Raw genomic sequence first — 23,253 nt, forward strand, 5'->3', positions numbered from 1 at the left:
CACCGCCCGGCGCCGTACCGGGGCGAGGTTCCCCGTGACCGCGCGGTCCCGGCAGTGCTCGGAACCGCGCGGTTCAATCAGCTCCCGAACGCGCCCGTCCTGGTCGCGGCCACGAACGCCGCCCAACTGGCCGGCTCGAACGACAGCACCGGGTCGGGGTCCTTCGAGTCACGCACGCCGACCACGCCGGGCAGGTTGTCGGCCACCTCGATGCAGAGCCCCTGGTCGTTGGAACGGCTGCTCTTGCGCCAGCGAGCAACTTCCGCGTTGAACATCTTTGTACCCTTTCAAGCCGAATCACACCTGATGACGGGTTTGTCCCCGCCCGGGTAAGTCAACGCGCGATGAGCAATCCTGTTACTCGGCTCGGCCGGTCGATCGCACACTCCGTCCGACCGGCTGTGCGGGACCCGGCTGAACGCCGGCTGGACACCGGTTGTGCGGACGCCGAGCCTCAGTCGGTGCGGGCCGGGGCGATCGTCCCGACGACCTCACCGAGGCCGACGGTGCTGCCGTCCGGTCCCGGCGCGGTGGCGCCGATGCTGACCGTGTCACCGTCGGACAGGAAGGTCCGGGTCGAGCCGTCGGAGAGCGTCACGGGCTCCGCCCCGCCCCAGGTCAGTTCGAGGAACGAGCCGACCTGCTCCCGGCGGGGGCCGGAGACCGTGCCGGAGGCGTAGAGATCGCCGGTACGCAGCGCCGCCCCGTTCACCGTCAGGTGCGCGAGCTGCTGGGCCGGCGTCCAGTACATCCCGGCGAACGGCGGCTCGCTGACCCGGGTGCCGTTCCAGTCCACCGTCAGCCGCAGGTCCAGCCCCAGGTGCGGTACGTCCCGCAGGTAGTCCAGCACCGCCGGCTCCTGGGCCGGAGCCGGTACCCAGGCGTCGGCCAGCGCCTCCAGCGGCACCACCCAGGGCGAGACCGAGGTGCAGAACGACTTGCCGAGGAACGGCCCGAGCGGCTGGTACTCCCAGGCCTGGATGTCCCGGGCCGACCAGTCGTTGAGCAGCACCACCCCGAAGACGTGCGCGGCGAAGTCGGCCACCCCGACCCGCTCGCCCAGCGGCGACGGTACGCCGACCACGAAGCCGACCTCGGCCTCGATGTCCAGCCGGGTCGACGGCCCGTACACCGGCCCGTCCGGGGTACCGCGCTGGCCCGTCGGGCGGACCACCGGGGTACCGGAGACCACCACCGTGCCGGCCCGGCCGTGGTAGCCGACCGGCAGGTGCCGCCAGTTCGGCAGCAGCGCCCGCCCGTCCGGCCGGAAGATCTTCCCGACGTTGCTGGCGTGGTGCTCGGAGGAATAGAAGTCGACGTAGTCGGCGACCTCGAACGGCAGCACCAGCTCCACCCGGTCGAGCGGGACCAGCAGCGGGGTCACCGCCGCCCGGTGCCGCTCGTCGGTCAGCAGTTCCACGATCCTGGCCCGGACGGTGGTCCACTGTGCCCGGCCGAGCGCCAGGAACGCGTTCAGGGTCGGCTGCCGCAGCGCGTCACCGGCCAGTACCAGCCCGGCCGCCTCCGCACCGTCGAGGTCGAGGACGAGATCCCCGACCCGTACGCCGATCCGGGGCGACCGCCCCGCCGACCGGAAGACACCGTACGGCAGGTTGTGCACCCCGTACGCCGATCCCGCCGCCTCCGCCACCCAGGTCACGCGCGCTCCCCCACTGTCACGGCTCGAAGCCTCCGTTCACCAGTCCCAGCCGGACCAGGTCGATCAGCGGTTCCAGCACGCTGCACGAGCCGAACCCGATCCAGAGCGGACGGTTCTGCTCCCGCCGGGACCGGGCCGCCTCGACCAGCGGCAGCGGGTCGGTCGCGGCCAGTGTCTCGGCCACCTCGGCCACCTCGGCGCCGGCGCAGGCCACGGCGGTGCCGGCCAGGATGTTGACGAAGCCGTGGTGGGTGAAGCCGGTCTCCGGGTCGATGTGCCGGATCGCGTGGTGCAGCCCGGCGGTGAGCTTGAACGGCAGTTTCCGGTCCCGGCAGGCGCCGATCACCGCGGCCAGCTCGACCGGGGTGGGGAAGAGTTCGGCGGCCAGCCCGCCGGTACGGAACTTGGCCGCGATCCGCTTGCCGGCGGCCCGTTCGTCGGCGAGCCGGTCGAGCGCGCCGAGCAGCCCCCAGGTGAGCGGGATCTCGGCGTAGACGTCGGCGTCGTCCAGGTGGGCGGGGAGCCGGGCGAGGGCGGCGAGCCCGGGCAGCGGGTCCTCGCCCCGCTTGGCCACCGCCATCTCGACCTGCCGGATCCGGATCCGCGGGTCGGTCCGCTCGCGCAGCGCGTACAGCTCCGGCACGGGTACGTCGCCGATCACGCCGACGTCGATCCGCTCGTCGTCGCCGAGCAGGGCCGGCAGCTCGGGCAACGCCGAGGCGGGCAGCAGCAGGGGACCGACCAGGGGGGCGTACCAGGCGCCCCGGTGCCGGCGGTGCGCGGCGACCGCCTCGGGCAGCGTGGCGCTGCCGGGCGGGAAGACGGCGGCGTCGTCGACCAGCCCGGCGAAGAGCCGGGGCACCTGCGTTGACACGAACAGAGAACTTACGGGACGCTACGACTAGCGGACAACACCGTCCGATTATCGGACGTTTTCGGCCGGTGACTGGGACAAAAGGGAGGCGATCATGCCGTACTACCGCAGCGTCGGCGAGGTTCCCCGGAAGCGCCACACCCAGTTCCGGCAGCCCGACGGCAGCCTCTACGCCGAGGAGCTGATGGGGCAGGAGGGCTTCTCCTCCGACTCGTCGCTGCTCTACCACCGCTATCTGCCGACCGCGATCGTCGCCGCGGAGGAGTTCACCCCGCCGGCCTGGCAGCGGGTGCCGAACCTGCCGCTCAAGCCCCGCCACCTGCGTACCCACAAGCTCGACGGCGGTGCCGGCACCGACCCGATCCTCGGCCGGCAGCACCTGCTGGCCAACGACGACGTCCGGATCTCGTACGTCGTCGCCGACCAGCCCTCCCCGCTCTACCGCAACGCGGTCGGCGACGAGTGCCTCTACGTCGAGTCCGGCGCCGCCCGGGTCGAGTCCGGCTTCGGGGTGCTCGGGGTGACCGCCGGCGACTACGTGATCATCCCGACCTCGGTGGTCTACCGGATCGTGCCGGTCGCCCCGGAGCCGCTGCGGATGCTCGCCATCTCCGCGTCCGGGCACATCGGCCCGCCCAAGCGCTACCTCTCGGTACGCGGCCAGTTCCTCGAACACGCCCCCTACTGCGAGCGGGACGTACGCGGCCCGGAGGCGCCGCTGCTGGTCGAGGAGACCGACGTCGAGGTGTACGTCCAGCACCGCCGGGGCTGGACCCGGCACGTCTACGCCAACCACCCGTTCGACGTGGTCGGCTGGGACGGCCACCTCTACCCGTGGGCGTTCTCCATCCACGACTTCGAGCCGATCACCGGCCGGCTCCACCAGCCCCCGCCGGTGCACCAGACCTTCCAGGGCCCGAACTTCGTGATCTGCTCCTTCGTGCCCCGCAAGGTCGACTACCACCCGCTGGCGATCCCGGTGCCGTACAACCACCACAACGTCGACTCCGACGAGATGCTCTTCTACACCGGCGGCAACTACGAGGCGCGGCGCGGCTCCGGGATCGAGCAGGGCTCCATCTCGCTGCACCCGGCCGGTTTCACCCACGGCCCGCAGCCCGGCGCCCCGGAGCGGGCGATCGGGGCGGAGAGCTTCGACGAACTGGCCGTCATGGTCGACACCTTCCGCCCGCTCGACCTCTGCGGTCCGGCACTGTCCTGCGAGGACACCGGATACGCCTGGACCTGGTCCGGCCGGACCACCGGCTGAGCCCTACCGCGCCGGCGACCCCGTCACCGGCGCGCCTCGACCAGGGGCCGGAGCTTGCGCTGGAAGGCCGTCTCGTCGATGCCCCGGGCCAGCTTCCGGTTGTAGTTCATGCGAAACGGGCAGCTGTCCTCGGCGCCCTGCCGCCCCGGCACGGTGAACTCGCTGACCATCCTGCCGCTGCGGGCCTCCCGCACCGTGACGTGGTAGACGCTCTCGAACAGGTCGAAGGTGAACGGGGTACCACCGGCCAGGAGGGCCGATTCACTCGCGTAGCTGCAGGTGACGTCCTTGCGCGAGTCCCGGGTCGCCGCCACCCGTACGCAGACCAGGAGCTGCACCTGATCGAGGTTCCGCTCCGAGGTGCCCGGCTCGTACCGGGGCTCCCAGCCGCGAGGCAGGAGTATCTCGGCGTACTCCATCTCCCGCTCGTCGGAATACCTGACCAGCGCCATCAGATGCGGGCCGCGGCCGGCGAAGGGTCGGGAGGTGTTGTTGTAGACATAGAGCTTCGGCGACCGGCACGGGTCGACGGAATCCTCGCTGCGGGTCGACGTCGGGCCGGACGGCGCCGGCAGGGGTGGAAGCTGTCCGGAGGACGGCGGCCCGCCGGGCCGATCCGGCGGCCAGGTGCACGGCCCGGTCAATCCCACGGTGAACTTCCCACTGTCCCGAGCCATCTCCATGAGCAACTCGGTGCCGTCGTCGTGCTCGCCGGTGATCTCCTGGACGTCGGCGGGCGTGTCGACCCGCCACCGCTTGGTACGTTCGCCAAAACCCTCGCGGATCATCCACGTGTCCACGTCGTCGAGGTACTTCCCGGCCTTCGCACCGGCGGAGACCGTCAGCTCCGCTCGCGGCCGGACACCCCAGGTCGGGCCGCCCCCGGGCAGGTCGCCGCAGCCCACCGTGCGGGATTGGGTCGGCGCGGTCGCCTGCGCCTCGGGTTCCAGCGCCCCGTTCACGGCGCGGGACAGGTGCTCGGTGAGTCGCTGTTCGACCTCCTGGGCGGTGACCTTGGGCGCCGGGGGTTCCGGCCCGGTCTCCTCCGTACAGCCGGCGAGCACCAGCACCCCGCACACCGTCACACCGAGCCGGCGACTCCACCGCTGGGTCCACTGCCGAGCCATCGCACCCCCGATCGTCCGGTCGGCACGGGCAAGCCGAAAAGAAGTGGGATGTTCTGTACTGTCCCGGACTCTACCCGTTCATCCACGCCGTCCGATACGGATCATGCCGTCAGTCTCGGTCGGGCGACCAGCCGAAGAGCACCGCCAGTTCGGTCGCGGCGGTGGCGGCGATCGCCAGTACCAGCGGCCACGGGGTGCCGAGAATCGCGTAGAGCAGGATCAGGCAGGGCCCGGCGATCACGCCGTAGACGGCGAGGGCGAGCAGCCGGTCGGAACGGATCAGGTCAGGCAGCCGTCCCCGGCCCAGGTTCGGCACCCGCTTGGCGAACCGCCAGACCAGGATGCCGCCGGTCACCGCCGCGAGTCCGGCCCAGAGCCGGGACGACACCGGGTTCGCCGCCGCCAGGCAGGCCACCAGCACCGACACCACGATGGTGTAGCCGGCGCCGTACATCAGGAGTTGGCGCAGTCCGCCGCCGATTGCCCGGGCGCCGTCCCGGCTGGTGGGCTCCAGTGCCGCCGCGTCCGCGAGGTGTTCCAGCGCTTCCGAGTAGCGCCGCTGCTCCAGCCGGATCACTCCGATGTTGTGCTGGGCCGCCGCCAGCTCGGGGTCGAGCCGCAGCGCCTCCCGGTACGCCCGCTCGGCCAGGTCGAACATCTGCATCCTGGCTGCCACCAGGCCCAGCACCAGGTGTGCCTGCGGATCCTCCGGCGCCAGTTCGACACCACGCCACGCGGCGTTCAACGCCTGCTGTCCGTTACGCGACTCACCCAGGATCGCCGCCGCACTGCGCTGGGCGTACGCGTCGTCCGGCCCGAGCGCGAGGATCTCGTCGGCCGTCGCCGCCGCTTCCTTGAACCGGCGCAGGTCGGCCAGGGCATGTCCCCGGATCACCAGCGGATGGATCAGCTCCGGGGCGGCGGCCACGGCCGAGTCGGCGGCGTTCAGCGCCTCCTCCGGCTTCTCGGCCGCGAGCTTGACCATCGCGAGCATGACCAGCGCACGCACGTTCGACGGGTCGAGCGCGATCGCGAACCCGACTTCGGCGGCAGCTTCGTCGTACCGGCCGAGTTCGGCGAGCAGTTCGGCGCGCTGGACGTACCCTTCGGCGGAGGAGGACTGGTCGGAATCGGCGTCGCTGGACACGGGCCGAGCCTATCCGGCACTGTCCCGCCGGATCTTCACGCCCGACCCGCCGAACACCCACTCCCCGGGCAGTTGACGGGCCGCCACCGGCCAGTTGACCGACGACCCGCCGAATGCCCACTCCCCATGCCGCCCGATGCGCGGTACCGTAGACGGGACCAAGCCTGGCGCTCCCCCCGTGGCGTCAGGCTTGGTCCCTTAACACCCCCGGTCACCTGGTCGGACGGCTTCCCGCACCCGAGCCCGGCTCGGCTTCCGCGCTCGCGAAACCTCGATGGGATCCCGTCAGAGAGACTCCCGCCGGAGCCCGGCGCAGGGCAGCGCCCCCGCGCCCGTGCTGCCACACGGATCGGGGGGCGATCACTGACCGACGGTTTGCCGCTGACCCCAGTTCGCCACGATCTCCGAGAACTAATTCGGAGACGCCAGGGTCATTCCCTTGTCGACGACGGTGGTGGTGCCGGCGGGTTGTCTGCCTGGTGTGAAGGTGAGTTCGGGGATGACCAGGGCCTTGACCACCCCGCCGCCGTTGGTGAACACGGCCAGGGCGCCGGAGACCATCAGCCGGCTGCCGGGCTCCAGTACGGCCGCGCCGACGTCGCCGTTGACCTCGCTGGCCGTCGCGCCCTCGTAGTAGCAGTAGACGGCGTCCCAGTCGAACGAGGTCAGCGTGCGCAGCGGCGCGGAGCCGCCACTGGCCCGCAACTCGGCGAACTTGGCGTCGAGGTCCTCGTCGAACTGCGGTGTCATCGTCCGGCTCTCCTTCGCACAGCCCGCCACGGCGGAGACCGGCAGCAGCACCATTGCCGCCACCAGCATCGTCCGCCTGCGGATCACGATCCGGTCTTCTTCTGCGGCTGGGGATGCCCCGGCAGGGTCGTGTTGGCTGGCTGGCCCGTGTCCGGGATGGTGAGCTGGTCGCTGTAGTCCAGCTTGCCGTCCCGACCGATGACCACCGTACGTCCCTGCTGCACGGCCTCCTGCACCCTGTCGGCCAACGCCTCGGGTGAGACGCCGGGGTTCGCCAGCGCCACAGCCCGGCCCACCTCGTTGTTGTACAGGTCCATGGCCTCGCGTGCCGCCTGGTTGCCCGGGACGGTCTCGTGCGCCGTCGTGTAGCGCGTCGTCCACTCCTCGCCGAACTCCTGGGTCAGCCGCGCGTTCCAGTACACGTGCCGGAAGGCGTCGTTGTGGTCGTCGTTCCGGTCCGGCGAGGCGAAACGCGCGTCCGCCACCGCGAACGCCTCGTCGTGGATGTCCTTGAACTTCTGTAGCCCCAGCAGGCCGCGCGTCTGCTGCAACTCCCGCAGGATCTCCGCCTCGGACGCCGTGAGCTGGCGCTGGTCCACGACCCAGCTCAGCGGCGGATCGGGGAACCTGTCCCGGTTGGGGTCCTCCACGACCTGGTACTCGGCCATCACCGCCGCGCCGGGCCGGCGGGCGTTGGGGTCGGTAGCGGCCTGGTGGATCTCCTGTTGAAGGCCCGAGACGGCACCGATGACGGCCCGCGCATCGCCACTGTTGGCCAGGAAGTCGGGCAGGTTGCCGCGGGCCGCTCCGAGCGCCGCTCCGGCCAACCCCCGGGCTGCGGTCTCGGTCCTGATCGCCCGCTGGTAGAAGTCGCCCGCCTGGTTGAACAACCGGTCGGCCTCGGGCTGCATCTGCCTGATCTGTTCGGCGATGCCGGTCTCCCCGGCCCGGGCGAGCTCGGCATGCCGGGCGCGCAGGTGCTCCCAACCCTTCATCGGCTCAGGGCCGGGGTCGCCGATCTGCCCGATCAGGCTGCCCAGCGCACTCTCGACCCGTACTCCCTCGCCGACCAGGCGCTGGGCCTCCGTCTGCGCGTCCACGTAGTCGTCGAGCGCCCGTCCGGCCTTCCGGTAGCCGTCGCGCAGCGCCTCCATCATCAGGTCGGCTTCCTTGAGGCGGCGGTCGAACAGCTCCTTGCCGGTACCGGCCCACCTGGTCCCGCGTTTGACCCGCTCCAGGGTCGGCAGGGCCGATTCGATCAGCCGGACGACGCGCTTGAAGTCCTCGGCCGCCATGTCGACCAGGTGCGGCTTCATCGCCTCGATGTACCTGACCTCCGTCCGGTACGCCACGGCGTCACGTCCGCCGGAAGGTGGAGTTGGTGATGAAGGAGTCGACCTTCTGCTGGATCGACGCGTCGGCGTTGACGTAGCCGGCGGCCGCGACCTTGAGCTTCGTCGACAGTGCCGACAGCAACGCCACCACGTCCTGGTACTGGTCGTGCGCGTAGTCGGCGAAGACCCTGGTCCGGTCGGCCACCTCTTCGTGCGCGTTCGGGGTCGCGACCCGGCCCGACAGGGTCAGCTCCGGCCGCCCGGCCTGGAGCAGGCCCGCCAACTCGATCAGCGTGTTCGCGCTTCCGTCCAGCGACTTGGGTTTCACATAGGTCACGGCACCCACCCCCGGCGTCGGCGGCTCATCGAGGGAGATGGTAGTTATCCGTGACAACAGAATCCACGGCGCGCCACCGGGAACGGCGGGGCGCCCGACTCAGGACCGCCGGTGGATGAGCGCGACGGCGATGCCGGCCAGCCCCTCACCCCGACCGGTCAGCCCCAGACCGTCGGTGGTGGTGCCGGAGACCGTGACCGGGGCGCCGACCGCCGCCGTCAGCGCCCGCTGCGCCTCGTCGCGGCGGGGACCGATCTTCGGGCGTACCCCGATCACCTGGATCGAGACGTTGCCGATCTCGAAGCCGGCGGCCCGGACCCGGCGGGCGGTCTCGGCCAGCAGTGCCACCCCGGCGGCGCCGGCCCACTCCGGCTCGGCCACCCCGAAGTTGCTGCCCAGGTCGCCCAGGCCGGCGGCGGAGAGCAGCGCGTCGCAGGCGGCGTGCGCGGCGACGTCACCGTCGGAGTGCCCGGCCAGTCCGTCCAGGCCGGGCCAGTGCAGGCCGGCCACCCAGCAGGCCCGGCCCGCCTCGAACCCGTGCACGTCGGTGCCGACACCGACCAGGGGAAGGATCATGTGCGGAAGCGTAGGCGATCAGTGGTGCCCGGCGAGCGGCACCGCGTTGAGCAGATGCTCGGCCAGGGCCAGGTCGAACGGACGGGTGATCTTCAGCGCGTATTCCGAGCCGGGGACGCAGGCGACGCGTACCCCCTGTTTCTCGACCAGGCCCGCGTCGTCGGTCAGCGGATCGACGGCGGCGGCGTGCGCGGCGGCGAGCACCGCCCGCCGGAAGCCCTGCGGCGTCTGCACGGCCCGCAGCGCGGACCGGTCCACCGTGCCGAGCACCACACCGGCGGCCGAGACCTCCTTGACCGTGTCGACCACCGGGAGCACCGGAATCACAGCGTCCTCGCCGCCGCGGACCGCCTCGGCCACCGACTCGACCAGGGCGGTCGGGGTCAGCGCCCGGGCCGCGTCGTGCACCAGGACGATCTCCGGCCCGGCCGGCACCGCCGCCAGCGCGGCGGCGACCGACTCCTGCCGGGTGGCTCCGCCGGTCACCACGGTCAGCTCGGCGACCGGGGCGAGCAGTTCCCGGACGGCGTCCTCGTCGCCCGGCGGCGCCGCCACCGCGATGGTGTGCACGGAGGGTGCGGCGGCGATCCGCCGCACGGCGTGCACCAGCAGCGGTTCGCCACCGATCCGGCGGAGCGCCTTGGGGCCGCCCGGCCCGAGCCGCACGCCAGCACCCGCAGCCGGAACGAGGACCGCGACGTCACCGCGCGGATTGAGCTGCGCGGTCACGTCGCGGTCCTCGGACTTTCTTCGGGGTACTTCGCAGGCACCGGCGGAAAGTGCCAGCGTGGGGGCTATGCCTCGGTGAGCACCTTGTCGAGCAGAGTTTCCGCTTCGTCCTTGGTGCTCTTTTCGGCGAGCGCGACCTCACCGACGAGGATGTCGCGGGCCTTGGCGAGCATTCGCTTCTCGCCCGCCGACAGGCCCCGCTCCCGCTCCCGGCGCCAGAGGTCGCGGACAACCTCAGCCACCTTGAGGGGGTTACCGGAGGCCAGCTTCTCCAGATTTGCCTTGTAACGCCGCGACCAGTTGGTCGGCTCCTCGGTGTGCGGGGCACGGAGGACATCGAAGACCTTGCCCAGGCCCTCTTCGCCGACCACTTCGCGCACGCCCACGATCTCGGCATTCTCGGCGGGCACCCGGACCGTCAGATCACCCTGAGCGACCCTGAGGACGAGGTACTGCTTGGGCTCGCCCTTGATGACCCGAGTCTCGATTGCCTCGATGAGTGCGGCCCCGTGGTGGGGGTAAACAACGGTCTCGCCGACACTGAAAACCATAGGTTCGAAACCCCTTTCGCTGTGTCTAGGGTAACACGCTCAGGCACCGATGTCCCACCGCAGTCCTGACCGTTAGCGCAGCTCAGAGGCCCTGTGAGAGGTCTTTCTTCGGCTTGACACGGCAGCGATCCATGGATTTAGGCACACTGCGTGACACACGGATCACCGGCCGACAAGGCGGATCGGAAAAATCGGATGTAGGGCGTTGCGGTCCCACCAGCATATCTCTTCGGCACCCGGCACCGCCGCCCACTAGCGGTACGCCCCCCGGTGGGGGAGGCTGGAGCGGAGCCCGTTTCACACCTCAGGTGAGCAGCCAGGGGGTGCGCCATGAGCACGTCGGCGGACGGCGACGGCCGCCCGGACAACGGCCCGTTCGACGGCGTGCCCGACCTGCCCGCCGACTGGGGCCGGATCGTCATCCCCGACGATCCCGCCGAGCTGGCGGCCGAAGCCGCGCAGGTGCGCCGCGAGCTGCGGCTACAGGCCCGCCGCGACGGATGGCGCAGGTGCCTCGGGTTGCCCACCACCACCGCCGGCCCCGCCCCGCTGCGACTCTCCCTGCTGATCATGTCTGTCGCCCTGCTGGCCACCCTGACCAGCCTCTTCGCCATCACCTGGCCCAGCCCGCACCGGCCGGTCGTCACCGGCCGGAGCACCCCCGGCACTCCGGGCACCTCGACGAACCCCGGCAGCCCGACGGTCGCCGCCGGGCAGTCCCTGCCCGCACTCGACCTGGTGGGCGAGAACGGCCGGGTGGTCCCGCTGCGGAGCCTGCTGCCCGCCGTGATCATCCTGATCGACGGCTGCGCCTGCGACGAGCATCTCGACGCCGCCGTCCGGGCCGTACCGCCCGGAGTCGCCGTGGTGGCGGTCAGCACCCGCCGGACCGAACCGGGTGCCCGTACCATGCCACCGCCCGGCGGCGGGGTGCCGCGCTTCCTGACCGACCCGACCTCCGAGCTGCGGACCGCGCTGCGCCTGGGTACCGGGAAGGGCAGCCCCGCCGCCGTACTGACCAGCCGGTCCGGTCAGCTCCTCCGGACCGTGCCGGAACTCAGCTCACCGGGCGACTACCAGGCCGACCTCCCCCGCCTGCTGACCGCCGCCTGAGCCGCCCACCCGAACCGGCCTGAACCGGCAGCGTCACGATCCCCGTCAGGCGCGTCACGATCCCGTCAGGCGCGTCACGATCCCGGTCGGGACAGTGCCACCACCTGGAGGGCGATCTCCACGTGCCGGTGGTTCAGCCGCCGGGCGCCAATCGACAGCTCGTCACCGGCCGCGACGAGCTGCACACTGCCGAACGGTCCCGGGCAACTCACCGACTTCGACCAGCTCCCCGTCACCCCCCGGAGCACCCGGATGTGCAGCTCGCCCGGGCTGAGGCAGACGTACTGGAGCAGGTAGCGGCCACCCGGCCGGGTGTCGATCGACCAGGTGACGAACCGGCGCTGGTTCAGCGTCGCCGTCTCCCGCCAGACCGTGTCCGGAAAACGCGGCAGGCTCTGCCCACCCGCACTTCCACTCCGCTCGCCGGCCAGGTCCGCCCCACCGATCCCGGGCGCCACCTCCGGTGCGCCGACCCGGGTCTGCCCCGGCCGGGCCGGCTCCGGTGCCGACCGGACCGACCACCAGCCGCCGATCCCGACCAGCAGCACCGCCGCCATCGTCAACGCCACCCTGCGCACCGGTCGCCTCCTCCCGCCGGTCCGGCGGAGATCTCTCTAGGAGCCACCCCGGCCGACCTCGTGGGCCGGCCGCGTGCCGTCCGCCCGCGCCGCCCCGGGCCGCCGGTCCAGCAGTGCCGCGTAGAGGGTCAGCCCGGGTCCGAATGCGAGCATCACCACGGTACGGGGTGGAACGGCCGCCCGCCGAAGTCGTTCCAGGATGAGCAGGGACGTCGGTGACGAACAGTTGCCGTACTCGTCGAGTACCGCCCGGGAGGCGGCCATCGCCTCCGGCGGCAGGCCGAGCTCCGTCTCCACCACGTTGAGGATCCGGGGGCCGCCCGGGTGCACCGCCCAGCCGTCCACCTCACAGATCCGCCGGCCGTGCCGGGCCAGCAGGTCGGTGACCAGGTCACGGACGTGCGCCGCGAGTACCTGCGGCACCTTCGGCGACAGTCCCATCCGGAAGCCGGTGTCGGTCAGCTCCCAGGTCATGTGGTCGGCCGTCGAGGTGTCGGTGACGGCGGTGACCTCGCGGACGGCGTACCCGGGACGGTTGCCCGGGGCGACCACGACGGCGACGGCGGCGTCGGAGAAGAGCGCGTGCGAGATGATCTGCTGGGTGTCCATCCGGGCCGTCGACGGCTGGATGTGCAGGCTGGTGAGTTCGGCGCAGAGCAGCAGCGCCGGGCGGCCCCGGGCGGTGACGAAGTCGTTCGCCGCGGCCAGCCCGGGCAGCGCCGCGTAACAGCCCATGTGGCCGACGAACATCCGCTGGGTGTCCGGGGCCATCCCCATGTCCCGGGCCAGCAGGATGTCCAGCCCCGGAGTGGCGTACCCGGTGCAGGAGCAGACCACGAAGAGGCCGATCTCCCCGGCCGACAGGCCGGCGTCGGTCAGCGCCCGGCCGACCGCCTCCTTGCCCAGCGGCAGCGCCTCTATCTGGTACCGACGCATCCGACGCTCGGTCGGCCAGTCCGAGACGTCCTCCAGCAGCGGATTCACCGCCGCCTGCCGGTGCCGTACCCCGGAGTTGGCGAAGATCCGCTCGGCGAGCGCCCGGGTGGCCCCGGAGAAGTGCCTTGCGAAGAAGCCCGCCCACAGCTCCTGCTGGCTGGCCGTGGGCGGCAGCGCGACACCCACGCCGACGATCACCCCTGAGCCGTCCCGCCCGCTTCCGCTTCCCATGCGTCCTCCGATCGCGACACCGTGCACCCCTGCACGCTCCACGCGCCCACCGAGCCCAACCCCCGAGCGTGACCTCGGGACTCGCACCGGGGCGAACGCGCCCGATCGCGGTACGGCCCGACCCGACCTGTGGTGGCCGGGCGGCCGGCTCGCGCACCATCAGGTACCCACTGAACCTTTCTCAACCTCCCCTTGCGGCCCGGCGGACCGCAAGGTCGGACCCGGTGCGTGAGCGCCGCGCGGTTCAGGTGGAAAAAGGCGCGGTCACCGGCCGCCTCACCACCTGGGGGTCGCGGCGTCCCGGTCCGGGTCGCCGCCGAGCGCGGCGATGCCGAGCCAGTCCGCGCAGACGTCCGAGGTCGCCGGGTGCAGCGACCCGCACCGGGCGTCCCGGTAGAGGCGCTCGAGCGGATGGCCGCGCCGGGTCGCCGAGGTGCCGGCCGCCTCCACCATCGAGGCCGCCACCTCGGCCGCGGTCGTCCCGGCCAGCAGCTTCGCCCGCCACACCCAGCGGTTCGTCTCGGCGTCGCCCGGCGCCTCGTCGACCCGGCGGGCCGCCTCGGTCACCGCCAGCCGGGCGGCGGCGGTGGCCGCGTCCGCCCGACCGACCCGGGCGCGTACCGCCGGCAGACCGTCCAGCCCGCGTGCGGTGAGGTGCTCGACGGCGGCGTCGATCGCCGCCCGGGCCACCCCGACGTAGACGGCCGCGTAGCTGGCCACCAGCCAGTGCGGCATGAGCTGGGCGACCACCAGGGCCAGCCCCTCCACCCCGCCGAGCAGCCGGTCGGTCGGTACGGTCACGTCCAGGTGCAGGTCGTGCGAGGCGGTGGCCCGCATCCCGAGCGCGTCCCAGGTCGGCTCGACGTGCAGCCCGTCCGGCTCGGCCGGGACCAGGAACTGCGACACCACCGACTGGTCGGCGACGCTGCGGGCGGCCACCAGGTAGGCGTCGGCGTGCCCCGCCCCGGAGCAGAAGGTCTTGGCCCCCTTGATGTGGTAGCCGCCGTCCACCGGCTCGTACGTCGTGGTCAGCTTCGACAGCCGGGAGCCGGCCCCGCGCTCGCTCATCGCCACCGCGTACCAGGCGCCGGCAGCCGCCTCGGCGAGCAGCCGGTCCCGGGCCGCCAGCGCCTCGGACGGTACGCCGAGCGCCTCGGCCAGCTCCTCGGTCAGCGCGCCGAGCGCACCGGTCACCGAGGCGTGCATGTTGAACACCAGGGCCGTCGCGCCGTTGCCCCGGGCCAGTTCGGTGGCGACCGCCGCGTACCCGGCGAAGCTGGCCCCGAGACCGCCCAGCCTCGGCGGGACCATCAACCCGAGGAGCCCGGCCGACCGCAGGTCGGCGAAGTCCTCGACCGGGAACGTGCCGTCCCGGTCGTGTTCGGCCGCCCGGGCGGCGAATCTCGGCGCCACCCGGCGTGCCGCTGCGAGCGCGTCCACCGTCATCCGTGTCCTTTCCACACCGGCCGGTCGGCCGGTGCTGTCGCTCGCCCTACCCCTGCCTGGCTCCCCACCCCTGGTAGAGCACCTCCGCCGACCATGTCGGCACGATCCGTGGCGTGCTTCCGCCGGCCGGGTCGACGCGCCGGACGGCCCGGCGCAGCAGCCAGCGTGCCGTCCCCCAGACCGCCGGGCGGATGCCCCGGATCCGCAGCGCGATCCCGTGCCGGGCGCACTCGCGGACCAGCTCCCGGGCGTCGACGAAGAGCCGGGGGTCGTGGATCCCCCTCGGTACCCCGGGGAAGAGTTCGGCCACCCGTACCGCCAGCAGCCGGCTCAGCGCGGTGGCGTTGAGGGTGTCCAGCACCAGCGTGCCGCCGGGCCGGAGCAGCCGGGCCGCCTCGGCCACCACCCGCCGCCAGTCCGGTACGTGTTCCAGCACCTCGCCGGCGGCCACCACGTCCGCGCAGCCGTCGGCGAGCGGCACCGCCCCGGCGTCCCCGTTCACCGGGGTGACCCCGTGCGCGGCGGCCTGGGCGAGCGCGGAGCGGACCAGGTCCACCCCGACGTGCCGGTAGCCCTTGCCGGCGACCCGGGGGGCGAGCAGCCCGGCGCCGCAGCCGAGGTCGACCAGGACCGCCCCGGGGCGGGCGGCCGGCGGCACCAGCGCGGCCCGCGCGTCGGCCAGCCAGTGCAGCATCGCGAAGGCGCCGTCCGGCTGCCACCACTGGTCGGCGAGGTCGTCGTACTGCCGGGGATCGTTGCGGGGCAGCCGGCGGACCCGGCTGCCGGGCGCGACGCCCTCGGCGTCTGCCCTGGTCCGCGCTGTCCGCATGTGATCGAGCCTGGCACGACCGAGCGGTAACAACCAGACTTCCCATATGTCGCATGTGGTGTTAGGGCTGATCCGGGCGAGCCACCCCGAGCCGGCGGTCGCGGTGACCACCGTCTCGGCCCTGCTCGCCTGGGGCGTCGGCCACCCGCCCGGTGGCATCGCGGCGGTGGCCCTCACCGTGCTGGCCAGCCAGCTCGCCATCGGCTGGGTCAACGACCGGCTCGACGCCGACCGGGACGCCGCGGTCGGCCGCCGGGACAAGCCGGTGGCCAGCGGGATGATCAGCCGGCGGCTGGTAGGCACGGCAGGGGTGCTGGCCGCCGTGCTCACCCCGCTGCCCGCGCTCACCCTCAACCTCGCCGCCGCCGGGGCGGCCACCCTCGCCCTGGTCTCCGCGCTGCTCTACAACTGGCCGCTGAAGTCCACCCCGCTCTCGGTGCTGCCGTACGCGGTCTCGTTCGGGACGTTGCCGGCAGTCGTCGTACTCGGGCTGCCCGGCGCGCCGGCCCCGCCGGCCTGGCTGGTCGCGGCCGGCGCGCTGCTCGGCGCCGGTGCGCACTTCGCGAACGTGCTGCCGGACCTGGCCGACGACGAGCGGACCGGGGTGCGCGGCCTGCCGCACCGGCTCGGCCCGGCCGGCTCCCGGCTGGCCGCCGCCGGGCTGCTGCTCGCGGCCACCGCGACCCTGGTGGTCGGGCCGCCCGGACCGCCCTCCTGGGCCGGCCTGACGGCGGTCGCGGTCGCCGCCGTGGTCCCGGCGCTCGGCTGGTACGCCAGCCGGGCCGCCACCGCCCGGGGTGACCGCCCGGTGGCCGTCTTCCGGGCCGTCATGCTCGTCGCGCTGATCGATGTGGTGCTGCTGGTGACCAGCGGTCGGGTGGTCTGACCCACCCCCGCCGCCGGCCGGTACCGCCCGCGCGGGCCGGGCCGGGATACCGGGTCGGCGTACGGGAGCCGATCACCGCCCACTACCCTGGAGCCCGTTGGGCCCGGGTACGGCCACGGTGCCCGTTCCGCCGACCCGGGGATCGCGACGGCGACCGGGATCGCACAGAGGAGGACCAGGTGACGCGCTCGATCAGGGGGGCTCGGCGAGCCGCTGCGGTGCTGGCCGGTACGGCCACCGCCGCCACCCTGCTGCTGTCCGGGTGCGGTGCGGGCCAGATCGCCGAGACCGCCGCCAAGGTGCCCACCAGCGTCGGCACCAACGCGCAGTCGGCCGACAACACCTTCAAGGTCCGCAACCTGTCGATCGACTACCTGAACACCCAGGGCTATCCGGCCGGTGCCGACGCGCCGATGAACGTCGGCCTCTACAACGACTCCGGGGAGGCCGTCACGGTGCGGATCAGCTCCGCCGGTGCCCGTGCGGTGGTGCTGGCCGGCGCCTCGGCCGCGCCGACCCCGGCCGGCACCGTCTCGCCGAGCCCGTCGCCGACCACCGGCAGCCCCTCGCCGGAGGCCACCTCGGGCAGCCCGGAGCCGGGCGGCTCGCCGTCGGCGACCCCGACCGAGGGTGCCGCCGCCACCCCGTCCCCCACGGCGTCCCCGACGCTGCCGGCCGAGATCCGGATCCCGGCCGGCGGGTTCGTGATCCTGAACAGGACCGTCGGCAACTGGCTCCAGCTCTCCGGGCTGACCGAGCCGCTGCCGCCGGGCGGCAACGTCGAGCTGACCTTCGACTTCGGTGGCACCCAGGTGCCGGTACGGGCCCCGGTCGCGGTGCCGTTCACGCCGGCCCCGGTCGGTACCCCGGTCGTCGGCGAGGACGAGGAGCACGAGTAGCCCCCGGCACGTCACGACCCGGCCCGGCATGACGTCCGGCCGGGTCGTTCCGGTTCCGTCGTACGGATTGGTTAGCGTGCTCGGGTGACGACCAGCCGAGCCACGCCCCGCCCCGCCACCGGGCGCGGCCGCGCCGCGAGCCGCGACCCCCGCCCTGCCTACGAGTGCGACGCCTGCGGCCACCAGCCGCCCAAGTGGGTCGGCCGGTGCCCGGAGTGCGGCGAGTGGGGCGCGGTCGTCGAGTCGACGCTCACCGGCCCCACCGTCTCGGGCCGGGTGGTGAGTTCCCGGGCGCCCGCCGAGCCGGCCCGGCCGATCGCCACGATCAGCGCCGCCCCGGCTCGGGCCCGCCCGACCGGCGTACCCGAGCTGGACCGGGTGCTCGGCGGCGGCCTGGTGCCCGGCGCGGTGGTGCTGCTCGCCGGTGAGCCGGGGGTCGGCAAGTCGACGCTGCTGCTCGACGTGGCCCAGCAGTGGGCGGCCGGAGCCGGCAGCCCGTCGCTGGTGGTCAGCGGCGAAGAGTCGGTGAGCCAGGTCCGGCTGCGGGCCGAGCGGATGGGCACCCTGCACGACCAGCTCTATCTGGCCGCCGAGAACGACCTCTCCGCCGTGCTCGGCCACCTCGACGCGGTCAAGCCGGGCCTGCTGGTGCTGGACTCGGTGCAGACCGTCTCCACCCCCGGCACCGAGGGAGTGCCGGGCGGGGTCACCCAGGTCCGGGCGGTCACCGCCGCCCTGGTCGCGGTCGCCAAGGAGCGGGGCGTCGCGACGGTACTCGTCGGGCACGTCACCAAGGACGGCCAGGTCGCCGGCCCCCGGGTGCTGGAGCACCTGGTCGACGTGGTGCTGCACTTCGAGGGCGACAAGCACTCCTCGCTGCGGATGGTGCGCGGCGTGAAGAACCGTTTCGGCACCGCCGACGAGGTCGGCTGCTTCGAGATGCACGAGGGCGGGATCAGCAGCCTCGCCGATCCCTCCGGGCTGTTCCTGACCCGCTCCGCCGACCCGGTCCCCGGCACCTGCGTGACGGTGGCGATGGAGGGCCGGCGGGCACTGGTCACCGAGGTGCAGGCGCTGATCGGCGCCACGGTGGCCGGGTCGCCCCGGCGGACGGTCTCCGGGCTGGACAGCGCCCGGCTGGCGATGGTGCTGGCGGTGCTGCAACGCCGGACGGAGCGGCTGACCCTGCACGACCGGGAGGTCTTCGCCGCCACCGTCGGCGGGATCCGGGTGGTCGAGCCGGCCGCCGACCTCGCCGTCGCCCTGGCGGTCGCCTCCGGCGGGCTCAACCTGGCCATCGCACCCAACCTGGTGGCGATCGGCGAGGTGGGGCTGACCGGTGAGGTGCGCAGGGTCGCCGCCGTGCCCCGCCGGCTGGCCGAGGCGGCCCGGCTCGGCTTCAGGTACGCCCTGGTGCCGAACGGCTGCGGGCCGAGCGCCAGCGGGGTGGCTCCGGAGAACATGCGGGTGATGGAAGTCACCGACGTACGATCGGCGCTGCAGTCCGTGGCGCGAGTGTCGGCTGAGTAACCATACAGTCACACCGTGCTGCTGTTGGCCAGCGCGTGGCATGCTTACGGCCGTTGCCACCTGCGCCAAGGCGGGCCGGCCACGGCCGGCAAGGGTTGCCAATCAGCTACAAACTGGACACTACGCGGCGGGTCCCAGACGGTACCGACGACGCGCCGATGGGAGGAAGCAGGCACAGTGGCACGTCACAGTAACCGCGACAGCACCGAACGCAGGGCGGTCCGTAGAATGTCCGAGTGCCGATCGACCGCGACGCGAACCGAACCGCCAGCGCGGCTTCTCCTGTCCGCACCAGCGCCGGCACCTCGGCCCGTCCCGTCGGCGTCGGCATGACCATGAACGGGACGGGGCCGACCGGCGACCCGTTGCGGGCAAACCTGGCGCTGATGGCGCCGGGCACGGCACTGCGGGACGGGCTGGAGCGCATCCTGCGCGGCCGGACCGGCGCCCTGATCGTGCTCGGCTACGACCGGGTCGTCGAGACGCTCTGCACCGGCGGCTTCCCGCTCGACGTCGAGTTCTCCGCCACCCGGGTCCGGGAACTGTGCAAGATGGACGGCGCTGTGGTGCTCTCCAGTGACGGCACCCGGATCGTCCGGGCCGCCGTGCACCTGATGCCCGACCCGGCGATCCCGACCGAGGAGTCCGGCACCCGGCACCGCACCGCCGAGCGGGTCGCCCGGCAGACCGGCTTCCCGGTGATCTCGGTCAGCCAGTCGATGCGGATCATCAGCCTCTACGTCAACGGGCAGCGGCACGTGCTGGACGACTCGGCCGCGATCCTGTCCCGGGCCAACCAGGCGCTGGCCACTCTTGAGCGCTACAAGCTCCGCCTCGACGAGGTCTCCGGCACCCTCTCCGCACTGGAGATCGAGGATCTGGTCACCGTACGGGACGCGGTCGCCGTGGTGCAGCGGCTGGAGATGGTCCGCCGGATCGCCGACGAGATCGCCGGCTACGTGGTCGAGTTGGGCACCGACGGCCGACTGCTCGCCCTCCAGCTCGACGAGCTGATGGCCGGGGTGGACGCCGACCGGACCCTGGTGATCCGCGACTACCTGCCGAGCGGGCGCAAGGCCCGGACCCTCGACGAGGCGCTGGTCGAACTGGACCTGCTCACCGCCACCGAGCTGATCGACCTGGTCGCGGTCGCCAAGGCGATCGGCTATCCGGGTGCCTCCGACGCGCTGGACGCGGCGGTCAGCCCGCGCGGTTTCCGGCTGCTCGCCAAGGTGCCCCGGCTGCCCGGGCTGGTGGTCGACCGGCTCGTCGGCCACTTCGGCAGCCTGCAACGGTTGCTCGGCGCCACCGTGGAGGACCTGCAGGCCGTCGACGGGGTCGGTGACGCCCGCGCCCGGGGCGTACGGGAAGGGCTGTCCCGGCTGGCCGAAGCGTCCATCCTGGAGCGGTACGTCTGATCCTGACCGCCGGCACCGGCCGGATCGATCGGTACCGGCCGGTGCTGCGCGGCGGAAGGGTGCCGCCGGTCAGCCGGTGATGGTGATCCGGACCGGGTTGCTGAGCTTGTTGCCGAGCCGGCCGAAGAGCTGGTAGGTGCCGGCCACCGGATAGGGCCCGTTGGCGACCTGGTTGGCGCACTTGGAGCTTTCCCGCCCGTTCCAGGAGATGGTGTATTCGTTCTCGTGGCTGGGCGGGAACGGCCGTATGTCGTTGGACCGGACCTCGCTGCACACGTCCGACGACCAGACCTTGCGGGCCCCGGACTTGATGTAGAGCTCCTGGAGGTCGGCGCCGACGTTCCGGTTGCAGGTCCGGTCGGACACGTTCTTGATTCTGAGTCGCAGCTCGATCGGCTCGCCCCGCTGCGCGGAGGTCTGCGAAGGCACCGGAGTCACCGAGATCTCCTGATCGGTGCACTCGTTGTCGACCGGCGGCGGTGCGGTCGGCACCTGACCGCCACCCGCCGGCTCGACGGAGGTCTCCTCCCCGTCCGCCGGAGGCACGTCGGACGGCTCGCCGCCGCCCGGAGCACCCGACTCCGGGACGCCCGAGTCGGGAGGGCCGGACGCCGACGGGTCGACGTGCGGGGTCAGGCTCGGCGACGGCCCGGGGTTGGCGGTCTTATCCCTTCCGGAGTCGTCCGCCCCACCTGTGTTGATGCAGGAGTAGAGCAGCACGATCAGGAAGAGCAACATGGCGCCGAGCACGACGGCTCGACGCCGCCAATACACGGCGGGCGGAAGGGGGCCAACCGTCAGACGCATAATGGTTTCACCGTATCGGCACGCGTGGCCCGGACCCCCGCGACGCGCCGGAGGCCCAGCACGCCGTGTCGGCGCTGCCGCTCAAAGATAGACCTTGCGCTGGTAGACCGCGTGCGCACCGGCCACCCGGTCCAGGAACAGCCGGCCGGCACAGTGGTCGATCTCGTGCTGGAGCGCCCGCGCCTCGAAGCCGTCGGTGACCAGCCGGACCGCCGCCCCGGTGCCGGGCAGGACCCCCTGCACCACCACCCGGCTGGCCCGCTTCACGTCGCCGGTGAGGTCGGGTACCGACATGCAGCCCTCCCGTCCCGGCCGCCAGCGGCTCGCCTCGACGACCTCGGCGTTGCAGAGCACGAAGGTGCCGTGCGAGGTGACGGTCTTGGGATGCCCGGTCACGTCCACCGCGAAGAGCCGGGCCCCGACCCCGATCTGCGGCGCGGCCAGGCCGACGCAGCCGGGCGAGACCCGCATGGTGGCCACCAGGTCGGCGGCGAGCCGCACCACCTCGTCGTCGCAGGGGTCGACGGTGGCACCGATCCGGCTCAACACGCCGGCCGGTGCGGTCACCACCGGGCGTACCGTGCCCTGGTCGCCGAGCAGCTCGGGTCTCCAGTCGCCCAGGCCGCGGTCCTCGGCCATCCCGGAATCGTCCTTCGCCGTCACAGCAGGTCCGAGTCGGCTCGCCGCAGGGTGACCTCCACGTCCAGCCCGACGGCCGCCTCGGCCAGCCGGACGGCGACCTCCTCGGCCGTGTCCGGCCGCAGCTCCACCTCGGCGAGGAGGACGTAGAGCGGCCCGGTCAGCCGGGTGGTCAGGTCGGTGACGTTCCCGCCGGCCTCGGCGAGTATCCGGGTCAACGCGGCGACGATGCCGAGCCGGTCGGCGCCGTGCACCGCCATCAGGTACGGCTCGCCGAACGGCGTACTCGTCGCCTCGGCGCCGACCTGGCGGACCGTCGCCAGCAGCGGGCCGTCGGCGACGACCGGGGCGAGCGCGGCCTCCGCATCGACATCGGACGGGCCGACGCAGATCAGCGTCATCGCGAAGTGCCCGCGCAACCGGGTCATGGTCGAGTCGGTCAGGTTGGCCCCGACCCGGGCGAGCGCCTCCGTCACGTCGGCCACGATGCCGGGCCGGTCCGGACCGATGACGGTGATCGCGAGCTCGTTCATCCGGGCAGTCTGCCCGATCGTCCGCTCCGTCCGCGGCCCGGCCCGGCATCCGGCCCACGCTCCGGGACGAACCCACAACCGGCGCCCGGCACGGCCTCCGGCCGTGCCGGCATGACAGGATCGACGGTGCCATGTCGACAACGCAGCTCGCCGCCGACGCCATCCGGTGGTACGACGAGAACGCCCGTGACCTGCCCTGGCGGGAGCCCGGCATCGGTGCGTGGCCGATCCTGGTCAGCGAGGTCATGTTGCAGCAGACCCCGGTGGTACGGGTGCTACCCGCCTGGCGGGCCTGGCTGACCCGATGGCCCCGGCCGGCGGACCTGGCCGCCGACACTCCGGCCGAGGCGATCCGGATGTGGGGGCGGCTCGGCTATCCCCGACGGGCGCTGCGACTGCACGAGTGCGCGGTGGCCGTGCTGGAGCGGCACGGCGGCGAGGTGCCGACCGAGCTGGAGGAGTTGCTGGCGCTGCCCGGCGTCGGCGGTTACACGGCCCGGGCGGTGGCGGCGTTCGCGTACGGGCAGCGGCACCCGGTGGTGGACACCAACGTACGCCGGCTGGTGGCCCGAGCCGTCGCCGGAGAGCCGGATGCGGGGCCGGCGACCCGTCCGGCCGACCTGGTCGCCACCGAGGCGCTGCTGCCGGCGGTACCGGAGCGGGCCGCCCGGGCCAGCGCCGCGTTCATGGAGTTGGGGGCGCTGGTCTGCACCGCCCGGGCACCCCGGTGCGTCGACTGTCCACTGGCCGCCCGCTGCGCCTGGCGGGCGTCGGGGCGTACCGCGCCGTCCGGCCCGACCCGCCGCCCGCAGCGGTACGCCGGCACCGACCGGCAGGTCCGGGGCAAGCTGCTGGCCGTACTCCGCGAGGCGACCGGCCCGGTGCCCCGGGCCCGGCTGGACCTGGTCTGGTCGGACGACCTGCAACGCTCCCGGGCGCTGGCCGGGCTGATCGAGGACGGCCTGGTCGAGATGGTCGACGACACCTGCGTGCTGGCCGGGGAGGGCCGCCCCGACGCGTGAACGAATTCGGCCCGGTGGCGACTGCCACCGG

General features: G+C 73.0%; 25 protein-coding genes. 7 read left to right on the forward strand and 18 right to left on the reverse strand.

The window, feature by feature from the left end:
* Positions 1-77: 77 nt before the first annotated feature.
* The 3 genes from ACQEVC_RS06665 to ACQEVC_RS06675 all read right to left on the reverse strand — a co-directional run bounded on the left by ACQEVC_RS06665 (position 78) and on the right by ACQEVC_RS06675 (position 2,534).
* A complete protein-coding gene (locus tag ACQEVC_RS06665; protein ID WP_318396792.1) occupies positions 78-275 on the reverse strand; it encodes a DUF397 domain-containing protein in 198 nt (65 codons plus the stop codon).
* Positions 276-454: 179 nt separating this feature from the next.
* Positions 455-1,660, reverse strand: a complete 1,206-nt coding sequence (gene fahA, locus ACQEVC_RS06670; RefSeq protein ID WP_432874234.1) for a fumarylacetoacetase — start codon at positions 1,658-1,660, stop codon at positions 455-457.
* A 16-nt stretch (positions 1,661-1,676) separates the two neighbouring features.
* On the reverse strand, positions 1,677-2,534 hold the full coding sequence (locus ACQEVC_RS06675) for a hypothetical protein (RefSeq protein WP_432874235.1): 858 nt from the start codon (positions 2,532-2,534) through the stop codon (positions 1,677-1,679).
* A 94-nt stretch (positions 2,535-2,628) separates the two neighbouring features.
* On the opposite strand from ACQEVC_RS06675, the gene ACQEVC_RS06680 reads away from it, so the two are divergent.
* On the forward strand, positions 2,629-3,804 hold the full coding sequence (locus ACQEVC_RS06680; RefSeq protein ID WP_432874237.1) for a homogentisate 1,2-dioxygenase: 1,176 nt from the start codon (positions 2,629-2,631) through the stop codon (positions 3,802-3,804).
* Positions 3,805-3,827: 23 nt separating this feature from the next.
* On the opposite strand, the gene ACQEVC_RS06685 is transcribed toward ACQEVC_RS06680, so the two are convergent.
* From ACQEVC_RS06685 to ACQEVC_RS06720, 8 genes are all read right to left on the reverse strand, one after another.
* Positions 3,828-4,931, reverse strand: coding sequence for a hypothetical protein (locus tag ACQEVC_RS06685; protein ID WP_432874239.1), 1,104 nt, complete (start codon positions 4,929-4,931; stop codon positions 3,828-3,830).
* A gap of 109 nt (positions 4,932-5,040) precedes the next feature.
* Positions 5,041-6,078 (reverse strand): tetratricopeptide repeat protein, encoded by a 1,038-nt coding sequence (locus tag ACQEVC_RS06690; RefSeq protein WP_432874241.1) that lies wholly within the window; start codon positions 6,076-6,078, stop codon positions 5,041-5,043.
* A gap of 411 nt (positions 6,079-6,489) precedes the next feature.
* Positions 6,490-6,915 (reverse strand): hypothetical protein, encoded by a 426-nt coding sequence (locus tag ACQEVC_RS06695; RefSeq protein ID WP_432874243.1) that lies wholly within the window; start codon positions 6,913-6,915, stop codon positions 6,490-6,492.
* Positions 6,912-8,180 (reverse strand): DUF6973 domain-containing protein, encoded by a 1,269-nt coding sequence (locus tag ACQEVC_RS06700; protein ID WP_432874244.1) that lies wholly within the window; start codon positions 8,178-8,180, stop codon positions 6,912-6,914. The genes ACQEVC_RS06695 and ACQEVC_RS06700 overlap by 4 nt, the downstream gene beginning before the upstream one ends.
* Before the next feature lie 4 nt (positions 8,181-8,184).
* Complete coding sequence (locus ACQEVC_RS06705) at positions 8,185-8,499, reverse strand: hypothetical protein (RefSeq protein WP_432874246.1); 315 nt, start codon at positions 8,497-8,499, stop codon at positions 8,185-8,187.
* Between the two features lie 99 nt (positions 8,500-8,598).
* Positions 8,599-9,075: a 2-C-methyl-D-erythritol 2,4-cyclodiphosphate synthase gene (ispF, locus tag ACQEVC_RS06710; RefSeq protein WP_432874247.1), complete on the reverse strand. Its 477-nt coding sequence runs from the start codon at positions 9,073-9,075 to the stop codon at positions 8,599-8,601.
* 18 nt (positions 9,076-9,093) lie between these two features.
* Entirely contained in the window at positions 9,094-9,804 is a 711-nt protein-coding gene (gene ispD / locus ACQEVC_RS06715; RefSeq protein ID WP_432874249.1) for a 2-C-methyl-D-erythritol 4-phosphate cytidylyltransferase, read from the reverse strand.
* A 65-nt stretch (positions 9,805-9,869) separates the two neighbouring features.
* Positions 9,870-10,355 carry a CarD family transcriptional regulator gene (locus tag ACQEVC_RS06720; RefSeq protein WP_007073334.1) on the reverse strand — a complete coding sequence of 162 codons (486 nt, stop codon included), beginning with the start codon at positions 10,353-10,355 and terminating at the stop codon, positions 9,870-9,872.
* Between the two features lie 330 nt (positions 10,356-10,685).
* On the opposite strand from ACQEVC_RS06720, the gene ACQEVC_RS06725 reads away from it, so the two are divergent.
* Entirely contained in the window at positions 10,686-11,468 is a 783-nt protein-coding gene (locus tag ACQEVC_RS06725) for a hypothetical protein (RefSeq protein WP_432874251.1), read from the forward strand.
* Between the two features lie 74 nt (positions 11,469-11,542).
* On the opposite strand, the gene ACQEVC_RS06730 is transcribed toward ACQEVC_RS06725, so the two are convergent.
* The 4 genes from ACQEVC_RS06730 to ACQEVC_RS06745 all read right to left on the reverse strand — a co-directional run bounded on the left by ACQEVC_RS06730 (position 11,543) and on the right by ACQEVC_RS06745 (position 15,488).
* Positions 11,543-12,046, reverse strand: coding sequence for a hypothetical protein (locus ACQEVC_RS06730; RefSeq protein WP_432874252.1), 504 nt, complete (start codon positions 12,044-12,046; stop codon positions 11,543-11,545).
* 36 nt (positions 12,047-12,082) lie between these two features.
* Positions 12,083-13,213, reverse strand: coding sequence for a type III polyketide synthase (locus ACQEVC_RS06735; RefSeq protein ID WP_432874253.1), 1,131 nt, complete (start codon positions 13,211-13,213; stop codon positions 12,083-12,085).
* A gap of 276 nt (positions 13,214-13,489) precedes the next feature.
* Positions 13,490-14,659 (reverse strand): acyl-CoA dehydrogenase family protein, encoded by a 1,170-nt coding sequence (locus ACQEVC_RS06740; protein ID WP_432874255.1) that lies wholly within the window; start codon positions 14,657-14,659, stop codon positions 13,490-13,492.
* Between the two features lie 46 nt (positions 14,660-14,705).
* Positions 14,706-15,488 carry a methyltransferase domain-containing protein gene (locus ACQEVC_RS06745; protein ID WP_432874257.1) on the reverse strand — a complete coding sequence of 261 codons (783 nt, stop codon included), beginning with the start codon at positions 15,486-15,488 and terminating at the stop codon, positions 14,706-14,708.
* Positions 15,489-15,534: 46 nt separating this feature from the next.
* Between ACQEVC_RS06745 and ACQEVC_RS06750 the strand changes: the two genes are divergently transcribed.
* From ACQEVC_RS06750 to disA, 4 genes are all read left to right on the forward strand, one after another.
* A complete protein-coding gene (locus ACQEVC_RS06750) occupies positions 15,535-16,374 on the forward strand; it encodes a UbiA family prenyltransferase (RefSeq protein ID WP_432874258.1) in 840 nt (279 codons plus the stop codon).
* Between the two features lie 179 nt (positions 16,375-16,553).
* A complete protein-coding gene (locus tag ACQEVC_RS06755) occupies positions 16,554-17,273 on the forward strand; it encodes a hypothetical protein (RefSeq protein ID WP_432874260.1) in 720 nt (239 codons plus the stop codon).
* An 84-nt stretch (positions 17,274-17,357) separates the two neighbouring features.
* Positions 17,358-18,803 (forward strand): DNA repair protein RadA, encoded by a 1,446-nt coding sequence (gene radA, locus ACQEVC_RS06760; RefSeq protein ID WP_432874262.1) that lies wholly within the window; start codon positions 17,358-17,360, stop codon positions 18,801-18,803.
* Between the two features lie 236 nt (positions 18,804-19,039).
* Complete coding sequence (gene disA / locus ACQEVC_RS06765; RefSeq protein WP_432874264.1) at positions 19,040-20,221, forward strand: DNA integrity scanning diadenylate cyclase DisA; 1,182 nt, start codon at positions 19,040-19,042, stop codon at positions 20,219-20,221.
* Between the two features lie 69 nt (positions 20,222-20,290).
* Here the strand turns inward: disA and ACQEVC_RS06770 are convergent, their stop codons facing one another.
* The 3 genes from ACQEVC_RS06770 to ACQEVC_RS06780 form a co-directional block, all read right to left on the reverse strand.
* Positions 20,291-20,959, reverse strand: coding sequence for a hypothetical protein (locus tag ACQEVC_RS06770; protein ID WP_432874265.1), 669 nt, complete (start codon positions 20,957-20,959; stop codon positions 20,291-20,293).
* Positions 20,960-21,109: 150 nt separating this feature from the next.
* On the reverse strand, positions 21,110-21,667 hold the full coding sequence (locus tag ACQEVC_RS06775) for a peptide deformylase (protein WP_432874266.1): 558 nt from the start codon (positions 21,665-21,667) through the stop codon (positions 21,110-21,112).
* Between the two features lie 20 nt (positions 21,668-21,687).
* Positions 21,688-22,200, reverse strand: coding sequence for a glycine cleavage system protein R (locus ACQEVC_RS06780; RefSeq protein ID WP_432874267.1), 513 nt, complete (start codon positions 22,198-22,200; stop codon positions 21,688-21,690).
* Positions 22,201-22,331: 131 nt separating this feature from the next.
* On the opposite strand from ACQEVC_RS06780, the gene ACQEVC_RS06785 reads away from it, so the two are divergent.
* Complete coding sequence (locus tag ACQEVC_RS06785) at positions 22,332-23,222, forward strand: A/G-specific adenine glycosylase (RefSeq protein WP_432874269.1); 891 nt, start codon at positions 22,332-22,334, stop codon at positions 23,220-23,222.
* The last annotated feature ends 31 nt before the right edge of the window (positions 23,223-23,253 follow it).

The organism is Plantactinospora sp. CA-294935 (assembly GCF_050936445.1).
In the GTDB taxonomy this organism is placed as follows: Bacteria; Actinomycetota; Actinomycetes; order Mycobacteriales; family Micromonosporaceae; genus Plantactinospora.

What these genes read in the sequence shown, in the direction of transcription:
- ACQEVC_RS06665 (WP_318396792.1), bottom strand. Translation starts at nt 275, where the DNA reads ATGTTCAACGCGGAAGTTGCTCGCTGGCGCAAGAGCAGCCGTTCCAAC.
- ACQEVC_RS06680 (WP_432874237.1), top strand. Translation starts at nt 2,629, where the DNA reads ATGCCGTACTACCGCAGCGTCGGCGAGGTTCCCCGGAAGCGCCACACC.
- ACQEVC_RS06685 (WP_432874239.1), bottom strand. Translation starts at nt 4,931, where the DNA reads ATGGCTCGGCAGTGGACCCAGCGGTGGAGTCGCCGGCTCGGTGTGACG.
- ispF (WP_432874247.1), bottom strand. Translation starts at nt 9,075, where the DNA reads ATGATCCTTCCCCTGGTCGGTGTCGGCACCGACGTGCACGGGTTCGAG.
- ACQEVC_RS06720 (WP_007073334.1), bottom strand. Translation starts at nt 10,355, where the DNA reads ATGGTTTTCAGTGTCGGCGAGACCGTTGTTTACCCCCACCACGGGGCC.
- ACQEVC_RS06725 (WP_432874251.1), top strand. Translation starts at nt 10,686, where the DNA reads ATGAGCACGTCGGCGGACGGCGACGGCCGCCCGGACAACGGCCCGTTC.
- ACQEVC_RS06735 (WP_432874253.1), bottom strand. Translation starts at nt 13,213, where the DNA reads ATGGGAAGCGGAAGCGGGCGGGACGGCTCAGGGGTGATCGTCGGCGTG.
- ACQEVC_RS06740 (WP_432874255.1), bottom strand. Translation starts at nt 14,659, where the DNA reads ATGACGGTGGACGCGCTCGCAGCGGCACGCCGGGTGGCGCCGAGATTC.
- ACQEVC_RS06745 (WP_432874257.1), bottom strand. Translation starts at nt 15,488, where the DNA reads ATGCGGACAGCGCGGACCAGGGCAGACGCCGAGGGCGTCGCGCCCGGC.
- ACQEVC_RS06750 (WP_432874258.1), top strand. Translation starts at nt 15,535, where the DNA reads ATGTCGCATGTGGTGTTAGGGCTGATCCGGGCGAGCCACCCCGAGCCG.
- ACQEVC_RS06770 (WP_432874265.1), bottom strand. Translation starts at nt 20,959, where the DNA reads ATGTTGCTCTTCCTGATCGTGCTGCTCTACTCCTGCATCAACACAGGT.
- ACQEVC_RS06775 (WP_432874266.1), bottom strand. Translation starts at nt 21,667, where the DNA reads ATGGCCGAGGACCGCGGCCTGGGCGACTGGAGACCCGAGCTGCTCGGC.
- ACQEVC_RS06780 (WP_432874267.1), bottom strand. Translation starts at nt 22,200, where the DNA reads ATGAACGAGCTCGCGATCACCGTCATCGGTCCGGACCGGCCCGGCATC.
- ACQEVC_RS06785 (WP_432874269.1), top strand. Translation starts at nt 22,332, where the DNA reads ATGTCGACAACGCAGCTCGCCGCCGACGCCATCCGGTGGTACGACGAG.